20 protein-coding genes are annotated in these 20639 nt (G+C 64.9%); 16 read left to right on the plus strand and 4 right to left on the minus strand.

The annotated features are described in order from the left end of the window. Window position 1 precedes the first annotated feature (1 nt). Window positions 2–1420 carry an MFS transporter gene (locus AB0362_RS18770; protein ID WP_094639858.1) on the minus strand — a complete coding sequence of 473 codons (1419 nt, stop codon included), beginning with the start codon at window positions 1418–1420 and terminating at the stop codon, window positions 2–4. A gap of 199 nt (window positions 1421–1619) precedes the next feature. On the opposite strand from AB0362_RS18770, the gene AB0362_RS18775 reads away from it, so the two are divergent. From AB0362_RS18775 to AB0362_RS18795, 5 genes are all read left to right on the plus strand, one after another. Continuing rightward, a complete protein-coding gene (locus AB0362_RS18775) occupies window positions 1620–2294 on the plus strand; it encodes a GntR family transcriptional regulator (RefSeq protein WP_094639859.1) in 675 nt (224 codons plus the stop codon). Between the two features lie 210 nt (window positions 2295–2504). Beyond that, on the plus strand, window positions 2505–2804 hold the full coding sequence (locus AB0362_RS18780; protein ID WP_317533737.1) for a type VII secretion target: 300 nt from the start codon (window positions 2505–2507) through the stop codon (window positions 2802–2804). Beyond that, window positions 2801–3808, plus strand: a complete 1008-nt coding sequence (locus AB0362_RS18785; RefSeq protein WP_317533736.1) for a hypothetical protein — start codon at window positions 2801–2803, stop codon at window positions 3806–3808. The genes AB0362_RS18780 and AB0362_RS18785 overlap by 4 nt, the downstream gene beginning before the upstream one ends. Further along, the gene (locus AB0362_RS18790; protein WP_317533735.1) at window positions 3805–4722 is read left to right on the plus strand and encodes a hypothetical protein; all 918 of its coding nucleotides are present in this window, start codon (window positions 3805–3807) and stop codon (window positions 4720–4722) included. Before AB0362_RS18785 ends, AB0362_RS18790 begins: the two co-directional genes overlap by 4 nt. After that, entirely contained in the window at window positions 4719–5249 is a 531-nt protein-coding gene (locus AB0362_RS18795; protein ID WP_317533734.1) for an LpqN/LpqT family lipoprotein, read from the plus strand. Before AB0362_RS18790 ends, AB0362_RS18795 begins: the two co-directional genes overlap by 4 nt. Here AB0362_RS18795 and AB0362_RS18800 read toward each other — a convergent pair. Next, a complete protein-coding gene (locus tag AB0362_RS18800; RefSeq protein ID WP_317533733.1) occupies window positions 5246–6613 on the minus strand; it encodes an MmgE/PrpD family protein in 1368 nt (455 codons plus the stop codon). The two genes, AB0362_RS18795 and AB0362_RS18800, sit on opposite strands and share 4 nt — an antisense overlap. 178 nt (window positions 6614–6791) lie before the next feature. On the opposite strand from AB0362_RS18800, the gene AB0362_RS18805 reads away from it, so the two are divergent. Both AB0362_RS18805 and AB0362_RS18810 read left to right on the plus strand, forming a co-directional pair. After that, the gene (locus tag AB0362_RS18805) at window positions 6792–7604 is read left to right on the plus strand and encodes a cyclase family protein (protein ID WP_068051189.1); all 813 of its coding nucleotides are present in this window, start codon (window positions 6792–6794) and stop codon (window positions 7602–7604) included. Next, complete coding sequence (locus AB0362_RS18810; protein WP_317533732.1) at window positions 7601–9028, plus strand: MmgE/PrpD family protein; 1428 nt, start codon at window positions 7601–7603, stop codon at window positions 9026–9028. The genes AB0362_RS18805 and AB0362_RS18810 overlap by 4 nt, the downstream gene beginning before the upstream one ends. A gap of 67 nt (window positions 9029–9095) precedes the next feature. Here AB0362_RS18810 and AB0362_RS18815 read toward each other — a convergent pair whose 3' ends face one another. Together AB0362_RS18815 and AB0362_RS18820 are read right to left on the minus strand one after the other, a co-directional pair. Then, window positions 9096–9923, minus strand: coding sequence for a CoA ester lyase (locus AB0362_RS18815; RefSeq protein WP_317533731.1), 828 nt, complete (start codon window positions 9921–9923; stop codon window positions 9096–9098). After that, complete coding sequence (locus tag AB0362_RS18820; RefSeq protein ID WP_068051171.1) at window positions 9920–10708, minus strand: IclR family transcriptional regulator; 789 nt, start codon at window positions 10706–10708, stop codon at window positions 9920–9922. The genes AB0362_RS18815 and AB0362_RS18820 overlap by 4 nt, the downstream gene beginning before the upstream one ends. A 210-nt stretch (window positions 10709–10918) precedes the next feature. Between AB0362_RS18820 and AB0362_RS18825 the strand changes: the two genes are divergently transcribed. The 9 genes from AB0362_RS18825 to AB0362_RS18865 are packed head-to-tail and all read left to right on the plus strand — an operon-like array spanning window position 10919 to window position 20275. Then, window positions 10919–12139, plus strand: coding sequence for an ABC transporter substrate-binding protein (locus tag AB0362_RS18825; protein WP_068051173.1), 1221 nt, complete (start codon window positions 10919–10921; stop codon window positions 12137–12139). Next, a complete protein-coding gene (locus AB0362_RS18830) occupies window positions 12136–13125 on the plus strand; it encodes a branched-chain amino acid ABC transporter permease (RefSeq protein WP_094670731.1) in 990 nt (329 codons plus the stop codon). Before AB0362_RS18825 ends, AB0362_RS18830 begins: the two co-directional genes overlap by 4 nt. Beyond that, window positions 13122–14165: a branched-chain amino acid ABC transporter permease gene (locus AB0362_RS18835; protein WP_068047081.1), complete on the plus strand. Its 1044-nt coding sequence runs from the start codon at window positions 13122–13124 to the stop codon at window positions 14163–14165. Before AB0362_RS18830 ends, AB0362_RS18835 begins: the two co-directional genes overlap by 4 nt. After that, window positions 14162–14884, plus strand: a complete 723-nt coding sequence (locus AB0362_RS18840; RefSeq protein ID WP_317533730.1) for an ABC transporter ATP-binding protein — start codon at window positions 14162–14164, stop codon at window positions 14882–14884. The genes AB0362_RS18835 and AB0362_RS18840 overlap by 4 nt, the downstream gene beginning before the upstream one ends. Beyond that, window positions 14881–15585, plus strand: coding sequence for an ABC transporter ATP-binding protein (locus AB0362_RS18845; RefSeq protein ID WP_068047080.1), 705 nt, complete (start codon window positions 14881–14883; stop codon window positions 15583–15585). The genes AB0362_RS18840 and AB0362_RS18845 overlap by 4 nt, the downstream gene beginning before the upstream one ends. A gap of 13 nt (window positions 15586–15598) precedes the next feature. After that, entirely contained in the window at window positions 15599–16231 is a 633-nt protein-coding gene (locus tag AB0362_RS18850; RefSeq protein WP_317533729.1) for a hydantoin racemase, read from the plus strand. After that, window positions 16228–17601, plus strand: a complete 1374-nt coding sequence (locus AB0362_RS18855) for an FAD-binding protein (protein WP_317533728.1) — start codon at window positions 16228–16230, stop codon at window positions 17599–17601. Before AB0362_RS18850 ends, AB0362_RS18855 begins: the two co-directional genes overlap by 4 nt. A gap of 20 nt (window positions 17602–17621) precedes the next feature. Further along, window positions 17622–19088 (plus strand): dihydroorotase family protein, encoded by a 1467-nt coding sequence (locus AB0362_RS18860; RefSeq protein WP_317810790.1) that lies wholly within the window; start codon window positions 17622–17624, stop codon window positions 19086–19088. Next, entirely contained in the window at window positions 19085–20275 is a 1191-nt protein-coding gene (locus AB0362_RS18865) for a CoA transferase (RefSeq protein ID WP_317810789.1), read from the plus strand. The genes AB0362_RS18860 and AB0362_RS18865 overlap by 4 nt, the downstream gene beginning before the upstream one ends. The last annotated feature ends 364 nt before the right edge of the window (window positions 20276–20639 follow it).

The raw sequence follows: 20639 nt of genomic DNA on the forward strand, positions 1-20639 counted from the left end.
CTCAGCCATCTTCCGGCATCGGTTGTCCGAAGGTCTCTTTCGGGAACTGCACGGCAATCCCGCACACGATGAACAGGCCGGCCAGCATCGCGAACATGGCACCCACGCCGGACGAGTCCAGTACGGCTCCGGCAATGAGCGGGAACAGTCCGCCGGAGAGGGAGCCCAGCGCCAGGATCACCGACGTCGCGAGGCCACGGATTCGTGTGGGGTACTGCTCGGGTGCAAACAGCCAGATCGTCGTGTTGAGGATGATGACCGAGAAGTTGAACAGGGCACCGAAGAACAGTACGAGGCCGATGGACGTTGCGAAGAAGCCGAATCCGAGCCCGGCGACGATACCGAGCACAGCGCCACCGGTCAGCGTCACCTTGCGGGGGAGTTTGCGAGCGATGAGTGCGGCGGTCAGCGCGCCGATCAACGACCCGGACTGCATCACGAGGGTGTACCAGAGCGCACTCGAGATCGACATTCCCCGCTCGGTCAGGATGACGGGGATCAGCGTGAGCATCGAGATCTGTGCTGCGTAGGACATGCAGACGGCAATGCCGAGGGCGAGAGTGCTTCTGCGGTAACGCTGCCCGAACATCTCCGTCCACCGTGCGCGCGGTGCGGCGTGATCATCGACCGTGGTGTCGACGTTCAAGTACTGAACCTCGGAGTCGAGGGTGCCGCGAAGCTTGCCCTGCGCCAGGCGGTTGATGACGGTGTTGGCCTCGGCCACCCGGCCCGTCGCTGCGAGGAAGCGAGGTGTTTCCGGAAGCGAGCGGCGATAGAACACGACCGCGAGTGCGGGCAGTACCAGCAGACCGAACAGCCAACGCCAGCGGTCGTCACCGGTGAAGATGGCGAAGACGATGACCCCGAACAGTGGGGCGAGCATGTTGCCCAGACCTGCGGCTGCGACGTTGATCATGCCGACCGCGGTACCGCGATGCTTGGCGGAGAAGAACTCGGAGAGCATGATCACCGCGACGGCGATCTCACCGCCGAGTCCGAGCCCGACCAGGAATCGAGCGCCCACCAGCACCTCGTAGTTGGGTGCGAATGCGCACAGTAGCGAGCCGAACGCGAAGACGAGAAGGTTTGCGCCGAGGAGGGTTCGACGACCGAAACGGTCCATCACCGCTCCGGCCAGGATGCGCCCGAGGGCGACGGCGGTGAACGTCGCGGTGTTCAGCAGTCCGATCTCGGTTCCGCCGAGGCCCCAGGATTCACGCAGGAGCGGTCCGGTGATGCCGACGGCATTCTGTTCGATGGCATCGAAGAACACACCGAACAGGACCATGGCGACGATGCCGAAGTGCGCTGTGGTGAGGCCGATCTTCGAGTACGACGCCTCGATCTGTTCACTGAGGCTGCCGGCCTCGGGCGGTGGGTCGATCGGTGACGGCTTCTCGTTCCTGGTCGGGACGCTCATCCCAGTGCCTCTCGCTAAGTGGTATACCAACAACGGAGAATTTACGGAGCATTGGGCCGCGAATGGTTTCTCGGCGGTAACGCTTGTGTTTCCAGGTCCTCTCACCTGGCTCTTGCTGTCTAGGTCTTTGTTGGGCAAAGCCTGCCGATGAAGCTGGCGGATGCGCGGTATACCTACAGTTCGCTGGTATACAAGCATCATGGCATCCACGGAAGGTCGCGAATCGCTGTCGCGATCGGTGTTCGACGCGATCAGAACACGCATCCTCGACGGCCGCCTCCGGCCTGGTGAAACGCTGAGCGAGCGCAATCTGGGAACCGAGCTGCAAGTGTCGAGGGTCCCGATTCGCGAGGCGCTTCCATTGCTCGAAGCAGCAGGGTTGGTGACGCTGTCGCCGCGACGCCCTGCCGTGGTGACAGGAGTGACCAGAAGTTCCGTCGACGAGTTGTACGACATCAGGTCCGCGCTCGAGCCGCTCGTTGCTCGACGGGCAGCGTCCGCTGTGGCGGCGGGCGCGGACTCGTCGTCGTTGGTCGACGCGGTGTCCCGTGCAGGTGCAGCGCTCGACCGGGGCGATCTGCTCGAATTCCATCACGCGAGCTCGGGAGTGCACTCGGGGATCGAGGCATTGTCCGCCAACCGGCTGTTCCCGGTCATCATGGAACCGTTGCGCGAGCGCAGCAATCGACTCAACATGGCCAATCTCGAACGGGATCCGTCGCTACGACACGGGGAGCATGTCTCCCTCGTCGACGCCATCGCCAAGGGGGACACGGAATTGGCTGCCGCTGTTGCGTTCGCGCACGTGGAATGGGGTCGAGCGCGAACGTTCGAGACTCTGGCGCAAGTTCCGGGCTACGACCCACAGCACTGAGCCGAGTCCGCCGTACTCACCGCGACGCGGGCAGTCATGCCGCGGTAGGTCCGATGGGCGGTGACTGGGCGATGACGGAGCGGTGCTCATCACCGTGATGCCCATGAACGTTTCTCGAAGCGGCCGGAGGGAACCGATCGGGGCACACTCGCGTCAAACCCGATGACGCCGATTCACCGGGCGTCGCTACGGTGCAACTCGGGGAGCGTCATGACAGTGAATGTGGATCCAGCGATCCTGCGGCAGTTCTCGAATGTGTTGTCGGCAACTGGCGGGGTGATCCGTGAGGTGGATGCTCTTGCTCCGTTCCGTGCGTCGGAGAATGCGTTGCAGGGTAGTGACTTTCACGCAGCATGTGCGGCGGCAGCAGCCGCGGCGGCCGGAGCTGTTGCAGCTCTGGCCGGGCGGGCCGAATGCGTCGCGGACATCGCCCGCGGCGTCGGGCAGAACTACGAGATCGCCGACGACGAACTCGCCCGCCGCCTCGCAGCGATGGACCAGCCGAAATGACCTCGACGGTCCCGCACGTCGCGGGTTGGGAACCGGAGTCGATGCGCAAGACGATGATCGAGTTGTCGGAGATCGTCGAGCGCGTCAACGGCCAGCGCACCGGAGTGCTCGAGGAGCAGGACGTACTGGCCGAGACGTGGACCGGCGAAGCAGCCGACGCCGCAGCCGAGCGTGTGGTGAGCGAATGCTCCCGGATGAGCTCGGTGTGCAGTGAAATCGATTCACTCGGTAGAGCATTCGAGACCGCAGCAGGACTGGTCGATGCTGCGAAGGACCACCTGCAGGCGCAGGTCTCGGCGGCGACGGCGAGCGGGTTCGCCGTTCGGGCCGACGGTGTAGTGGATCCAGACGGGATGATCGCATTGATACCGGACGTCCTGGGTGAAGAAAAGATACGGAAGGCCGACGAACTACGCTCTGCTGCAGCGCAGTTGACCGAGGACATTCAGGGAGCTCTGAGACAGGCAGACAGGGCCGCACTCGACGCTGCGCAGCAGTTGGCCGAGCCCACGAAGCTGTTGACCGGGCTTGCGCTCAGTAGTCCGGCCGGGAAGTTCGTCGAAAACCCGGACGGGTCCTTCTCGTGGATGCCGGATTGGCCGACGACCGTTGCAGCCACCGTCATCGGTGGTATGACCGACGTGACGAGGAGGGCTCTCCAACTTCCGGGTGTCGGTTCCGTCGACGATGTTGCCAAGAACATCGGTCGGGGGTTGGGGGCGTTCGGCGCGGTGGCAGGAACGGTGCCCTCGATTGGCCACGATATCGATGAGGGGGTGAGCCCCGCTGAGGCGATTGCGGTCAATACGGCGAGTACCGCCGCCGGCCTCGCAGCTGCGAGCTACGTGACCGGTGCTCTGGTGGGAGTCGGTAGTGCCGCGGGTTCGGTGTTTCCCGGGCCGGGCACGGTTGCCGGTGCTGCCGCAGGCGTTGCGTTGGGTGCCCTGGTCGGGGGCTCCGTCAGCCACGGCGTCTCGAAGGTCTTCGAATGGACACTGCGATGACCGATCGTGAGGACACAGGCGCGAACATGCCTGCGACAGCGAATCCGGGACCTGTGTGGGTGCGGAGGTGGCGCAGTGTTCACCTCGGCTGGCTCGCAGCGGTTTTCGGCATCTGTACGGCAGTGGTGGGACTGCTGGTTGCTGCCGTCCCTGTGATTGCCAGGACGGGCGCAGGCGGCCTCCTGGCACTGTTGTGGCTCGCGTTCTTCGTGCTCCTTCCCTTGGGGATGGCGGTGCCGATGTCCGGCATCGGAGCTGCGCGATTGTCACGTTTCGTGCGGCGGGTCGACGTTGCAGGCGTCGGCGCAGGTTTGTCGGTGCCCGGGCGCGGGGACTTCGTGGCCAGGGCAGGTCTACTCGCCTTCGCGTCGGTGGTGGGCCTGTCCTACTTCGTATTCAGAGACGACGGACCGGACCCTCGCCAAGAGAGGGCAGAGTTGCTGACGGCGATAGGCGCGCCGGCATGCCTGGCGTGGTTCGTGGTCGGGTTCGTCGTCGTCAACCGCACCTGGATCTCTCTGCACCCCGAAGGTATTGTCCAACAGATCTATCGACGTCGTGGGTGGAAGGTGTCGAACGACGTGATGGTCGTGCCCTGGAGCGACATTGCGGATCTGCGCCTGGAGGAGCATCCGAATCCAGCAGTACCGCACCGAGGTGACCTGCCGGTGATCAGAGTCTCGCGCCGATCGAGCGAGACCGACGAGCCGGAGCTGGTCATCATGGCGTGTGAGAAGAAGGTCGAACCGAATTCGCTGCTCGCGCTGCTTCTGTGGTGCCGCGACAATCCCTGGGCCCGTGCGCAACTGGGCCACGACGATGCGCGGGAGTTGCTGCGCCCGCCCAGGCTGCGCGAGCGTATCCGCGCCGACCGTGCCGCAACGACTGTCGGTGGAAGGAACACTGTCCAGTGACGGTTCGACAAAGGACGGTATACACCTATCTCCAGCAGCAGGGTGTCGAACTGGCACCGGTGCATCGCGACGAATGCGACAGGTTCGGGCTCGAGCTCCCGGTGCTACCGGACTGGGAGGCTGTTTCAGAGCTTCACTTCCCACACGCCACCGCGGTGCTGTGCTCGCCGGCGAACGCAGTCGACGGATTCGTACCGAATGCGGTGGTTCTGGTCGGGAAGCTCGCACGGTCGGTCGACCCGGATGCCCTACTGGAGTGCGGCTTCGGAGACGCGTGGGCACTGCCCGGCTGGGTCGAGATCAGTCACGACCGAGGTTCGTTCTGCGGTCTACCGTCCGTCTCGATCGCGGGTCGCTACGACTGCGCCGGTCGGTTGCTCTTCGCCCGGACCCGGTACTTCGTCGTCCACCACATCGTCGACCAGTACCTGGTTCAGGTGACGGTCACCGTGCCGGATTCGCTACGACAGAGATTGTCCTGTGCTGCAGACGAGTTCGTCGACGAGCTGCGTATCGGTCGACGCTAGCGAATCGGTAGTGCGCGCAACAGCGCCGCAACGTCCTCCGTATCGCCGAGGGAGTCGACGATGTCCTCGATGACCGCGGTATCGGATTCGCCGACCAAGCGGGCGATCTTGGCGCGCACCGCGCCGTAATCCATCGGAAAATGGTCGATGTCGCCCAGCGGATTCGGGGCAGTCGCCGAGAGTGTGGTGCCGTCCCGAAATTCGATCGTCACTTCGGCGGCTCGGCGCTCTGGTAGCAGCGCGTCGAGCTCGCTCGACGATGCGACGTCGACTCGGGCGCTGAACGCTTCGGCCGCCGAGAATGTCGCACCTCGGGGATCCAGAGAATCCACGTCTATCGCGTCGGACACGAACGCTGCGGCCACCACGAACGGCAGCGAGAACATCGCGCCCAACCTGTTCGACGGATGTCGGCGGAACAGGGGTTCCGCCAACGAATGTGTCAGCACCCGAACATGTTCGATGTCGGCGGCGGACCATTCGGCGTCAGCGCGCAGGCTCTGCACAGCGTCCACGGCGGCGTGCGTGTACGAGCAGCTGGCGTGCTGTTTCGTATAGCCCTCCAGCGTGAGCCATCGCTCGCCGAGATCCTCGGTCAGTCGGGACGTGTCCAGTGTCCCGACCAGAGCGCCCAGGGTGTGCTCGATGGTCCCCGAGTTGTGCACTGCCCCCGATCGAGCAAGCCTGGCCGCGGTCACGCCGGCCCGTGCGGCACCGCCGATCCACAGGTTTCGCGAGAAATTGCCGTCGAGAACCACAGCCCAGGGCGCTACCTGAATCAACGCAGACGACGAGTCGATCGCCGCGGCAACCTCGTTCGCATCGGCACCACGAATCGACGCGGCTGCTGTGGCCGCGCCCGTGGCACCCCAGTGCCCATGGGTGTGCCACGCACTGTGCCGGGTCAGAGCCCAGCCGAATCGAGCGGCAACCTCGTATCCCGCCACGACGGCGGTCAAGAAGGCCCGGCCCGAGATCGGCGTCGATGCCAGCCTGGTCGCGGCGATCGCTGCAGGAAGCACATGCGCAGCAGGATGTCCGGCGGCGTACTTGTTGCCCTCGTCGAGCTCGAGGCAGCACGATGCGATGGCGTCGAGCTCGGCCGCAGTCTCGATGGTGGTGCCGGTGCTTCCGCCTATCGGGTACGTCGATCCTGGTTCCGAGTCCCACTTCTTCCGTAGTTCGACCATCTCGCCGGTGCGGGCACCGGCAAGGGTGACGCCCAGCAGGTCCAACAGAATCAACCGCGCTCGATCGCCGAGCGGTGCGGGGAGGGGTGACATCCGTAGGTCGACCATCGCGGTGGCCAAGGCGTCGACCGCGCGCGTGTGTTCCGTTGAGCGAAACGCCGTTGAACCGTCCATGACTGGACTGTAGAAGGCTCAGAAAGAAAGAGTCAATGATCGAGACGTGCAACCTGCCGACTGCTAGGCTCGGCCTACCGCCGGCGCGAGTCCATACCGCTCAGAACCGTTCCGGCTAGCGAAACGAAACAACGCTGGTGTGAGGTTCGCACGCAGCGTCGAACGAGGAGACGAAGCAATGTCCGATCAACTTCTTCGTGCAGTCCAGGGGGGCGTGCGCGCGGTCGATCTCGGTAGACAGTTGAGGGTCGGGATGCCGCAGTCGCCCAATCATCCTCAGTTCTGGCACACCCTGCCGCGCAGACACGGCGACGTGACTCGAGCAGACGGCGGCAGCGCCGCGAACGACATGATCACCACCGGAACGCACGTGGGCACTCACATCGACGCTCTCGCTCACGTCAGCCACGACGGAAAGCTGCACGGCGGTGCCGATGCCGGGCAGTCGTGCCTGGGCGGCAAGTATGTCGAACACGGCGTCCACACCATCGAACCCATGATCCGCCGCGGCGTGCTGCTCGACATCCCGAGGCTCCTCGGTGTCGGTCGCTGCGAGGGCGGGTACGAGATCACTGTCGATGATCTGCAATCGGCATGTGCTGCAGAGAAAATCGAGATCGAACGCGGCGATGTCGTGCTGATTCGCAGCGGATGGGGGCAGTTGTTCGCCGAGGGATCGCCGTACGTCGGCGGCCCGTCCGGAGTTCCCGGAGTCGGAGAAGCAGGCGCGCAATGGCTGGCGGACAAGGGTGTACACGCTGCAGGCGCAGACACCATCGCGTTCGAGCGGCTCGCCCCGGGCGGTGGTCACGCGCTGCTCCCCGCGCACCGAGTTCTGTTGGTGGAGAGCGGTATCTACATCATCGAAGCACTCGACCTCGAAGAGCTCTCCCAGCAGGAACTGTTCGAGTTCACGTTCGTTCTCGTTCCCCTGAACATCTTCGGCGCAACGGGTTCGCCGGTACGGCCGCTGGCGGTGACGTCCGCATGAGCGAACGTACGCTCGCGCAGCACCTGGCGCGTTTCGCCGCGACCACCCACTATCAGGATCTACCCGACGCCGTCGTCAACTCGGTCGGGATGCGGGTGCTCGATACGCTCGGGATCGCGGTTGCGGCCACCGACCTCGAGACGAGCAAGGCTGCGACCGCATGGGCCCGCGAACAAGGCGGGGCAGCAACGGCATCCGCGGTCGGCCTCGACATCGCTCTCCCTCCGGCCCTCGCCGCTTTCGTCAACGGAGTGCTCGCACACTCGCTGGATTTCGACGACACGCATCTTCCATCGATCCTGCATCCGAGCGCCAGTGTCGTGCCCGCGGCTCTCGCGGCTGCTCAGGAGCACGGTACCGACGGTCGAGAACTCGTCCGCGGCATCGCGATCGGGCTGGAAGTGTGTGTGCGCATCGGTATGGCGGGGTTCGACCCGGAGACCAAGAACTCGGTGTTCTTCGAGCACGGACAGCACGCGACGTCCATCTGCGGTGCGATGGGTAGCGCTGTGGCTGCCGCTGTCATCGGTGGTGCGTCGGAGGAGCAGATCGTCGACACGATGGGCATTGCCGCGTCGATGGCGTCGGGCATCATCGAGGCCAATCGCACCGGGGGCACCGTCAAGCGCATGCACTGCGGTTGGGCTGCGCATTCCGCGCTCTCGGCCGCAGGCCTTGCGCGTCATGGGATCACCGGGCCACCGACGGTCCTCGAAGGACGGTTCGGCTTCTTCCAGGCCTGGCTGCACGAACCTGGCCGAGCCAACGAGATTCTGGACGGACTCGGCTCCGAGTGGGCCGTTCCCGGAATCTTCTTCAAGCCGTACCCCGCCAATCACTTCACCCATGCGGCAATAGACGCAGGAGCAGCGCTGCGGGCGAGAGGAATCCGGCCGGAGCAGATCGAGAAGCTCGAGCTGGGAGTGCCCGCGGCGAACCTGCGGACCATCGGTGAACCCATCGACGTCAAACGCACGCCCGAGACCGGGTACATGGCGCAGTTCAGCGGACCGTACGCAGTGGTGGTCGGCTTGCTCGGCGGGGGAGGACTCGGTGCTGCGCTCGAGGACTACACCGACGAGTTGGCGAAGTCAGCAGATCGGCGAGCTCTGATGGCCAAGGTCGACGTCGTTCCGAACCCGAAGTGCGACGCCATCTTCCCGCACCAATTCCCGGCGGTGCTGACCGCAACTCTGACCGACGGAACAGTAGTGGTCGAAGAGGTGCTCACCACTCGTGGCGGACCCGAACGGCCGCTGACCTTCGGTGAGGTCTCGACCAAGTTCACCAGCAACGCGGGGCCGTTCCTCTCCGACGTCGAGCTGAAGGAACTGGCCGGCCGATGCGATCGTCTCGGGGACCTGACCGATATCGGGACACTGCTCGCACCGTTGACCGACCTGAAATCGACCACGCAACAATAGAACAGTTGTCCCACCGGCTCGGGCACCGTCACTCGTGTGGCGGTGCCCGAGCTGCAGTTCGGTCGGTTCAGGCCCGGGCGAGGATTTCCCGTGCGCCCCGCACCACTGCCTCGTCGACGAATCTGCCGTTGTCGTCGACGGTCGGTCCTCCCTGAGACACCTCGTACAGCTCCACCAGTCGACGTGCTGTGGTGATGTCGTCCGAGGTCGGGGTGAGCGCGGCATTGATGATCGGAACCTGACTGGGGTGCAATGCCGTCCGGCCCCGGAAACCCATCTGCACGAAACGGGCCGTGGTGCCGACGAACCCGTCCAGATCGCGAAAATCGGTCGACGTCGGGGCAATCGGTGCTGCCAATCCCGCAGCAGCACAATCGATCACGACGTTCAGCCTGAGTGCGTCGATCATCGCTTCCGTCGATTCCGAACGGGTGATGCGCAGGTCCGCGAGGAGGTCGACTTCACCGATCCCGAATGTTCGCACTCTGTTGCATCGAGCCATCTCCGGCAGAGCGCGCAAGGAGTGAGCCGTCTCGATCAGCCCGATCAGCTCGACCCCGGGCAGGTTGTGCTCGGTGAGCAATCGGTCTGCGCGCGTGAGTGACTCGACCGAACACTTCGCCACCATGATGCCGGTGACACCGCCTCCGGCGACGGCCTCGAGGTCCTGCGTCATGAATTCGGGGGTGATGCGAATCCAGATCTGGGTATCGGTCGACGCCGTCGAGGCCAACCACCCCGCGAGGTCGGCACGCGCTCGGCCTTTGTCCGCCAACGGAACCGCGTCCTCGAGGTCGATGATCACCGCGTCTGCGGCACCGCGCACGGCCTTGTCGAACAACTCGGGCTTGTTTGCCGGTACGTAGAGGAACGACCGGGCGGAGGTAGGGGTCATCGAGCTGCACGCGCTTCCAGGATGGTGGTGATCGACTGGGCCGCCGCGACGACCTGACCAGCATGAACGATGTGTTCGTCGTCCGCGGACGAGGAGTAGCGGAAAGCGGGGCCCGAGGAGCTGACCGATCCGAGTACGTGCCCTGCGGCGTCGAAGAACGGCGCGGCGATCGACGCTGCACCGGTGTTTCGCTCGTTCGTCGAGGTTGCGTATCCGTTGGTACGGATCTCTGCGAGGCGGGCGCGGAAGCGGGTCTCGTCGGCGTCGGGGGAACTGCTGCGGAGTTCCTGGAAGGCCTCGTCCGCGAATCGATCGGGGAGGAACGCCAGGATCGCTCGGCTCGAGGCTCCCGAGTGCAACGCGTACTGAGGGCCGATCTCGACCACCATCTTCACCTCCTGGGGGCTCTCGTACTGATCGAGATAGACACGACGGTGCCCCACGAGCACCGACAGCGTTGCGGTCTCGCGTGTGTTCGCGCGAAGCGCGCGCAGCACGGGAGCCGCAATCGACCGGACGTCGAGCTGGCTCCACGCCTTGGTGCCGAGTCCGATCGCCGCCGGGCCGAGGGAATACGTCGACTCGCCCGCAACCGGCTGCACGATCGACCGCGATGCCAGCGACTGCAGAATGCGGTGCACCACAGCCTTGCTCAGGTCGAGAGTGCGAGCGATCTCGGACACGCCCAGTGCCCGATCGGATTGCGCGAAGGCGATGAGCACATCGGCGACACGATCGGCGGACTCTGTTCCCGTCGACGTCTCCAGTGCAGGCCTGCTGACCATAAGTGTCACCTTTCGGATGTGCGTGCGTTCCGCTGAGCGAACCATACCCGTAACAAGAAATTGACGGAAGAGCCTGTTCTGAGGCCGTGATGCGTGCCATACTCGATTTCAGCGAGATCAATCATCAATCTGATGGTGCGCTCAGCGGAACGATAGGTTCCGCCCAGTGGTTCGACTCGGCGCCGATGGGCGCGGAAGGCAGACTCAACAATGAAGAAGCTCGTAGGCGTGCTGACAGCCGTTGCAGTCGTGGGTGCGGCAGCATGTGGCTCCTCCACCGGCTCGGACGACTCCGGCCCCATCAAGATCGGATCGGTTCATCCCACCACCGGAGCTCTGGCGGGAGTGGGCGGGCTGATGAACGACGGTGCTGCCCTCGCCGTGGCCGATATCAATGCAGCAGGCGGCATTTCGTCCATGGACGGTCGGCAGTTGGAGTTGGTGTCGGGCGACAGTCAGGGCAAAGCAGAGGTCGGACAGAGTGAGGCGCAGCGGCTGATCGACGACGGCGCGGTGTCGCTCATCGGCACGTACCAGAGCGACGTCACACAGAACGTCGCCTCGGTTGCCGAGCGATCTCGGGTTCCGCTCGTGATCGATGTGGCGGTGGACGACAAGATCCTCGACCAGGGTTACCAGTACTCCTTCCGCATGCAGCCGAATGCGTCCAGCATGGGAACCGACGGTGCCAAGGCGCTCGCCGCGATCGAGGAGCAGACCGGTCAGCCGATCGACCGCGTCTCCTACCTGCACATCGAGGGATCCTTCGGCGACAGCGTCTTCAACGCATTCGAGGCCGAGGCCGCGAACCAGGGAATCTCGTCGGTGCAGGAAATCACCTATCCGGCAACGAATTTCTCCGACGCCACCACGCAGGTGCGTGAGGCTGCAGTGTCCAACCCCGACGTCATCGTCGCCACCGGCTACTACCCGGACGGGCTGCTGATCGCACGTGCGGTCGAGCAGCTGAACCTGAACGTCAAGGGCGTCTACGGAATTGCCAACGGCGCGTTCGACGACAGCTCGTTCCCCAGTGACGCAGGTGCCGCAGGCGAGGGCGTGTTGAGCGCCAACTACCACTTCGACGCCACCAGCGACCGCGTCACCGACATCCGCTCGCGGTTCGAGGCCGAGTACGGACGCCCGATGGAGACCGCAGCAATGCTGTCCTACCAGGCAGTCGAGGTCATCGCGGCCGGACTGAACGACGGTGCGTCGAGTGATCCCGAGGATCTGCGCGACGCCATCTCCGGCGTCTCGATCGAGGATCCGCTTCTCGCGTTCAACGGACCGATCGAGTTCGACGAGACCGGCCAGAACAAGAACGCCACCGTCATCGTCATGCAGGTTCGCGACGGAGCAGTCGCTCAGGTCTTCCCCGAGGAGTTCGCAACGGACGCAATCCAGTTCCCCGCGGGAGCCGGCCAGTGACGGCCGCTACCTCGACCGCAGAGAAAGCGGGGAACAAAGGTCTCGCGGGGCTCAACCCCGGTATCCCGGTCGCAGCAGCGATCGTCGTCATCATGGCGGTGATCTACCTCGTCGGTGGAAAAGACCAGGGCCTGGTCACACAGTCGGTCGTCTCCGGACTCCTTCTCGGCGGTGTGTACGCACTGATCTCCGTCGGACTGACGCTTATCTTCGGTGTTCTCGGCATCGTCAACTTCGCCCAGGGTGCGATGCTGACGATGGCGATGTACATCGTCTACGCGCTGTCCACCGCCGGGTTGCCGGTCTACGTTGCAACACTGGTCGCCGTTCCGGTGATGTTCTTGTTCGGCATGGTCGTTCAAGCAACTTTGTTGACGAAACTGACCATCAGCGGCAGTCACGACGGCCCGCTCCTGGTCACCCTCGGCCTGTCGCTGCTGATCATCAACGTGCTGCTGATGATCTTCGGAGGGCGACCGCAATCGGTGCAGGCTCCGATCGACGGTTCCCTCGACGTGCTCGGTGCCGTCGCGTCGTGGCCGCGAGTGATCGCGTTCATCGGGGCCGCGTTGGTCGCCGTCGCGCTCACCGCGGTACTGAAGCGGACGCCGCTCGGATTGTCCATCCGCGCAGTCGCATCCAACTCCGAGGGAGCCAAGCTCGTCGGCGTCGACATCGGTCGGGTCTACGCGCTCACCTTCGGTATCGGCGCAGCCTGTGTCGCGGTTGCCGGCGGGTTGATGACACCGTTCACCAGCCTGACGCCGTCGGTCGGAGAACAATTCACCATCCTGGCGTTCGTCATCGTGGTTCTCGGCGGACTCGGAAGTGTCGTCGGAGCCATGGTCGGCGGGCTCGTCATCGGCCTCGTGCAGACCGTCGGCGCGCTGTACCTCCCCGGAACAGGTTCGCTGATCCTGGTATTCGCGGTGTTCGTTCTCGTTCTGTTTCTCAAGCCCGAAGGATTGTACGGAGCGCGCCGATGACTACGACAAGAAGCGCACCCACACCGGTGCAGCACGATCCGCGGTTGAAGGACACGTGGCTACGCCGCCAATTGATCACGCTGGTCATCGGATTCGTCGTCGTGGCGGCATTGCCGCTGCTCCTCGGCGAGCAGGCCCAGACGGTTGCCGTGCGCACGCTCATCTTCGCCGTGATGGCCGTGGCGTGGAACATCATGAGCGGGTTCGGCGGCATGTTCAGTTTCGGCCACGCCGCGTTCTTCGGAATCGGTGCGTACTCCGGTGCGTATCTTCTGGTCGAGCACGGAATCTCCCCGTGGATCTCGATGGTGGTCGCGGCAGTCCTCTCGGCCACGGTGGGCACACTCATCGCCTACCTGTGCCTGCGCTACCGACTCGCCGGGTCGTACTTCGCACTGGCGACATTCGCCTTCGCGCAGATGTTTCTGCTGCTGGTGCAGAACCTCGAGGTGTTCAACAAGACCGAGGGCTTCAATGTGCCCATCCTGCCGCGTGATTCGTGGTGGATGCTGCAGTTCGAGAAGGGCAGCCCCAATTACGTCTGGATTCCGCTGGTCATTCTGACGCTCGCGGTTCTCGGCACCATCTTCTACACCCGTTCCCGCGCAGGGCAGTTCGTCCAGGCCACCCGCGACGACGAAACCGCTGCAGCCTCGCTCGGTATCGACACGATGAAGTATCGGTTGATCGCCGTGGCGGCGAGTTGTGCGCTGACCGCCGTAGCCGGGGTCTACTACACGCAGTACTACTTCTTCGTCGGTCCCGAGCAGGCCTTCGGTTCGGCGGTTTCCGTCGAAGCGATCGTGCCGGCCGTCATCGGCGGCATCGGAACGATCTGGGGCCCGGTCATCGGTGCCGCCGTGATCGGGCCGCTGTCGGAGTTGATCAACGAACTGCTCAGAAACCCGCCCGCCTTCCTCGAATTCCTGCAGGGAACAATCGGATTGGACGTCGCCGCGTACTCGGTGATTCTGATCGCGATCGTGATCTTCCTGCCCAAGGGAATCTTCGGCACGATCCGTGAGAGGTGGAACCGATGAGCTTGTTGACCATCGAGAACCTGAGCAAATCCTTCTCGGGAATCCACGCGGTACGCGAGGTCAGCCTCGACGTGCCCGAGCACGAATTTCTCGGCATCATCGGCCCCAACGGGGCAGGCAAGACGACCCTGTTCTCCCTGCTGTCGGGTGAGCAGCCCCCGACAGCAGGCCGAGTGATCTTCGACGGTACGGACATCACCGGATGGCCGGCGAGCAAGATCGCGCGCGCCGGGCTGGTACGTACGTTCCAGCTCATGCGCCCCTTCGAGTCGATGTCGGTGCTCGAGAACGTCACCATCGCCGCACTGTCGAAGCGCAAGTCACGCAAAGACGCCCGGCAGCATGCCCTCGACGTCCTCGACCGCGTGCAACTGTCCGACCAGGTCGGCGGCAAGGTCTCGACCATGTCGACGGCAGGCCTGAAGAGACTCGAACTCGCTCGCGCCCTGGCCATGGAGCCACGCGTCGTGCTCCTCGACGAGGTTCTCGCCGGGCTCGTCCCGGCCGAGCGAGCACCGATGATCGAACTGCTGCGCACGGTGCATCAGCAGGGTCAGACGGTGCTGTTCGTCGAACACATCATGGCTGCGGTGATGGCCCTGTCCGAACGTCTGGTGGTCATGCACGAGGGGGCGGTGCTCACCTCGGGCGACCCACGCACGGTGGTTGCCGACGACCGCGTCGTCGAGGCATACCTCGGTGAGGAGAAGACAGCATGATGCTCGAAATCGACAACCTGCACGCCGGATACCGTCGTCTCGAGATCCTGCACGGGGTGAACCTCTCGGTCGATCGGCACGAGATCGTCTCCCTGATCGGCGCGAACGGCGCGGGGAAAACGACCACGCTGCGTGCGCTCTCCGGCATGGTGTCCACGTCCGGTGGCAGAATCATGCTGGACGGCAACGCCATTCACGGGATGCGGGCGGACCGGATCGTGCGAGCGGGGCTGGTGCACGTCGCCCAGGATCGGGCGTTGTTCGGCAGCCTCACCGTGGCCGACAACCTCGAGATGGGCGCGTACACCCAGAAGCGCAGCGGCGTGAAGGAATCCCTCGACCAGGTCTACGCCCTGTTCCCCATTCTCGCCGAACGACGAGAGCAGCGGGCCGACACCATGTCCGGCGGTCAACAGCAGATGCTCGCCATCGGCCGCGCCATGATGTCCAAGCCGCGAGTACTGACACTCGACGAACCGTCCGTCGGGCTCGCTCCCAAGCTGGCAGCTCAGGTGCTCGAGGCGATCGTGCGTATCCGTGACTCGGGTGTGACCGTACTGATCGTCGAACAGAACGCCGCGCAGGCACTCGCGATCTCCGATCGGGCCTACGTCATCGAGAGCGGGTCCATCGTGCTGACCGGCACCGGGCCCGAACTGGCACACGACGAGCGGGTCAAAGCTGCCTACCTCGGTATTTAGGAGTTCACCTCACATGCATCTCTTGGCTTTCACCCCGATCGACGTCGACGCGGCAGAACTGCAGCGCCGGCAGGATCGGTACGACCACCTTTCGCCCGCGGGGATCACCGTCGAGCTCCGTAACGTCGGGCCCGACGCGCCGAGCGCACTGGATACCGAACTCGACGTCAGACGGTCGGAACAGGTGCTGTCACGGGCCTTTCGTTCCGTGCCGGACACGCACGCCGACGGGTTCCTGCCCGACTGCGTGCTCGACCCCTGCGCCGAGGAAGCGGATTCGTTCGCTCGGCCGCTCTACGGCCTCACCCGGCTGACGGCCTCGTTCTATGCCTCCCAGGGGCACCGGATCGGTGCCCTGGCGAGAAACGACGCGATCGCTGCGGAACTGGACCGCCGACTCGGGTTCTACGGGATCGTCGCCGAGGCCACCGGAGTACTCGGGCTCGGTGTGCACGACATCGCAGACACCGGCACCTGGGGGAGAGCGGTCTCCGAACACGCGGGCAAGCTCCGCTGCACCATCGCCATCAACGCCTGCTCTGCCGTCGATCTCGTCGATCCACCGACGTCACCGCAGGTGGTGGACCCGACCGGCACGGCGTTGCGGCTGCTGGGTCTGCGTTCCGAGCTGCAGGTCTCCGCGTGAGCGAGGACGGACCCGACCTGGTGGTGGCCGGCGCGGGCGGTGGCCTCGTCGCTGCTCTGCGTGCAGCCGAGCTGGGGCTCGACGTGCTGGTCGTCGAGGCCAGTGCGCACTTCAAGCGGGGCAACAACACGGCGATGTCCACGGCCATGATCCCCGGTGCCGGCTCACGGTGGCAGCGAGCGGCCGGAATCGACGATTCGCCGCAACAGTTCCTGGACGACGTCCTGCGCAAAACGAAGGGCACTGCCGATCTGCGGCTGGCGTCCACCCTCGCCGATGTCAGTGCGCCGTTGGTGGAATGGCTCGCAGATCACGTGCAGCTGCCCCTCACGCTCGTCACCGATTTCGCATACCCCGGCCATTCGCAGTTTCGTTGTCACACGGTCGAAGGCCGTCACGGCAGTGGGATGCTCGAGCATCTTGCGCGAGCGGTCGCCGCCGAGCCGCGCATCGACATGCTGATGCCCGCCCGGCTGACCGATGTGTCCGTCGATTCCGACGGGGCCGTCGACGGCGTGACGATCACGATGCCCGACGGCAGCGTCGACCGAGTTCCGACGCGCGCAGTCCTGTTGGCCACCAACGGCTACGGTGCCAACGCCGAGTTGGTGGCAGAGCACGTACCGGAGATATCCGCGGCGCGCTATCACGGAAGTGAGCACTCCAACGGTGACGCGCTGACCATCGGGCGCCGTCTCGGTGCCGATTCGGCGTATCTGGATGCGTACCAGGGACACGCGGCACTCTCGAAGCAGGCGACGACTCTCGTCGGATGGGCGACGGTGATGCACGGCGGCGTCGTGCTCGACGCATCCGGGCACCGGTTCGGTGACGAGACGACCGGGTACTCCGAGTACGCAGCCATTCTGGCCGCCAGGCCGGGCTCGGAGGGCTGGGTCGTCATCGACCGCGAGATCTACGACAAGTGCCTGTCGTTCAAGGACTTCCAGCAGACCGTCGACTCGGGTGCCGCGGTGTGGGCCGACGACACGGACGGCCTTGCTGCCGCAACGGGGCTTCCACCTGCGGCAGTGGCGGAGGAGCTGGCCGCTGTGCAAAAGTATTCACGGGGAGAGGCGTCGGATCCGTTCGGCCGCACCTCTTTCGAGCATTCGCTCACCGGACCGTACGCAGCCATCAAGATCGTGCCCGCGTTGTTCCACACCCAGGGCGGGCTCGTCGTCGACGAGAACGCACGTGTTCTCCGCACCGACGGTTCCGCCATCACCGGTCTGTTCGCTTCGGGCGGTGCCGCAATGGGCATCTCCGGCCACGGTGCTGCCGGGTATCTCGCGGGGAACGGACTGCTCCCGGCGCTCGGACTCGCATACCTCGCGGCAAGTTCGCTTCGAACAACCCAACTCTTGTGAAAAAATTCGAAAGGACCACCATGTCAACGCTGTTGATCACCAATGCGCGCGTAGTTCGACCAGGATCCGACGCCCCCGACGAGGGCGAATTTCTGGACCTGCTGATCGAAGACGGCAAGTTCACTCGCATCGAAGCGAATATCGATGCCTTGGCAGCGGATACCGTCATCGACGCGGCCGGCAAGGTCGCGTTCCCGGGTGTCGTCGACGCACACCAGCACTGGGGTATCTACAACTCCCTCGGTGACGACGCCGAGACCGAGTCGCGGGCGTGTGTCCAGGGCGGCGTCACCACGTCGCTGTCCTACATGCGGACCGGGCAGTACTACATGAACACCGGTGGTTCCTACGCGGATGTGTTCCCCAAGGTTCTCGCGGCCACCGAGGGACGCCCCTACGTCGACTATGCGTACCACCTCGCGCCGATGTCGAAGGAACACATCGACGAAATCCCCGCGCTCATCGCAGATCACGGCGTCACGTCGTTCAAGATCTTCATGTTCTACGGCAGCCACGGGCTGCACGGCCGGTCCACCGATCAGAGCGAATTCCTCATGACACCCGAGGGCGAGCGCTACGACCTGGCGCACTTCGAGTTCGTCATGCGCGGCATCCAGGCTGCCCGAGAGCAGATGGGCGACAAGGCCGATCACATCTCGCTGTCGCTGCACTGCGAGACCGCGGAGATCATGAGCGCGTACACCAAGATCGTCGAGGAGGACGGCACTCTCGAGGGCCTCGCGGCATACAGTGCGTCGCGGCCACCGCACTCCGAGGGCCTCGCCGTCACCATCGCGTCGTTCCTCGCCGACGAGACGCAGCTGCCCAACATCAACCTGCTGCACCTGTCCTCGCGCAAGGCATTGACCGCGGCGATGCGGATGGCAAAGGCGTTCCCGCACGTCAACTTCCGCCGCGAGGTCACCATCGGGCACCTGCTGGCCGACATCGACACCGCCTACGGACTCGGCGGCAAGGTCAACCCGCCGCTGCGCCCGCGCGACGACGTCGAAGCGCTGTGGGAGCACCTGCTCGCGGGTGACATCGACTGGGTCGTCAGTGATCACGCCTGCTGCAAGGACGAGAAGAAGTTCGCCGAGGACCGAGGCGACATCTTCGCCGCGAAGTCCGGCTTCGGTGGTGCGGAATACCTGCTGCCCGGTCTCGTCAGCGAAGGACGCAAGCGCGGCCTGAGCTGGCGTCGTATCGCCGAGCTCACGTCACTGAACCCGGCCCGACGCTACGGCCTGCCGGGCAAGGGAGACATCGCCGTCGGCATGGACGCAGACATCGCCCTCATCGACCCCGATCACACCTGGACCGTGCGCCCGGAGGATTCCGAGTCGGCTCAGGAATACACGCCGTTCGAGGGATTCGAGCTCGGTGCCAAGGTGACCGACACGTTCGTCCGTGGTCAGCGGGTACTCGCCGACGGTGCCGTCGCCGGTGCTCCCGCAGGCCGCTACCTGCACCGTCCGTACCTGTGACGGGCCCACTGGAGGGCATCAAGGTTCTCGACATCTCGACGATCCTCGCAGGCCCCCTCGTCGCGCAGATCCTGGGCGACTTCGGGGCAGAGGTCATCAAGATCGAGCACCCCACCAAGCCGGATGGCATGCGCGGACACGGTCTGGACAAGGACGGTCACCCACTCTGGTGGACGATGATCGGGCGGAACAAGCGCACGATGACCCTCGACCTCGGAAACTCCCAGGGCGGGGCGCTCTTTCGCCGCCTCGCCGCAGAGGCCGACGTGGTGGTCGAGAACTTCCGGCCCGGGACCCTCGAACGCTGGGGGCTGGGATACGACGTGCTCTCCGAGCTCAACCCGGGTCTGATCCTGTTGCGTGTCACCGGCTTCGGTCAGACCGGACCGTACGCCACCAGGCCCGCCTTCGGCACGCTCGTCGAATCGATGAGCGGGTTCGCGCACCTGACCGGTGAAGCCGACGGGCCGCCGACACTTCCGGCGTTCGGATTGGCCGATTCCCTCGCCGGGATCGCGGGCTCGTCGGCCGTGTCGATGGCTCTGCTGCACCGCACCAACAACGGCGGCATCGGCCAGCAGATCGATCTGGATCTGTTGAGCCCGATCATGGCCGCGGTCGGGCCGGGCGTCATCTACGCAGACCAGCTGGGGATCGATCAGGAGCGAACCGGGAACCGGTCCAGCAACAACGCGCCCCGCAACCTGTACAAGACCGCAGACGGGCATTGGTTGGCCATCTCCACGAGCGCCAATTCGATAGCCGAACGCGTGCTCGTGCTGGTGGGTCACCCCGAAGTGCTCGACGAACCGTGGTTCGCCACCGGGCGTCAGCGCGCCGCCCACGCGGACCTGTTGGACGAGTACGTCGGCGGCTGGATCGGCGAACGGACGAAGGACGTGGTGATCGACGAGTTCGAGAAGGCAGGGGCCGCAGTCGCTCCCGTCTACAAGCCGAGCGATCTGTTGTCCGATCCACAGGTCAACGCCATCGAGATGGTGACGACCGTCGAGGACGACGACCTCGGTCCCGTCCGGATGCAGAACGTCATGTGGCGAATGGGTGGCAGCCCCGGCCGCATCAGGTACACCGGCCGCAAGCACGGGGCCGACACCGACGAGGTGCTCACCGAAATAGGCTGCAGCGCCGACGAAATCGAGGCCATGCGGCGCGACAGCGTCGTGTAGAGCACGGCCAGTGCGCGGCAACGGTCCCCTTCGGCAGCACTGCCGAAGGGGACCGTTGCCGATGGACGCGCCATCGGGCCGGTCCTCGGGACACACTGAAGTCTGTTGCACGACGACGGAAGGCCGCCGTGGCCGGCTGACGCGTTACCCGATCGTCGCTGGGTTCACGCCGGAATCTGTCTCACCACATCGGAAGGCGGCCATGGCCGGCTGACGCGTTACCCGATCGTCGCTGGGTTCACGCCGGAACCTGCTGCACCACATCGGAAGGCGGCCGTGGCCGGCTGACGCGTTACCCGATCGTCGCTGGGTTCACGCCGGAATCTGCTGCAGTGCAGCGGAAGGCGGCTGTGGCTGGGTGACG

Source organism: Rhodococcus sp. NPDC079359 (assembly GCF_040702585.1).
Lineage (GTDB): Bacteria > Actinomycetota > Actinomycetes > Mycobacteriales > Mycobacteriaceae > Rhodococcoides.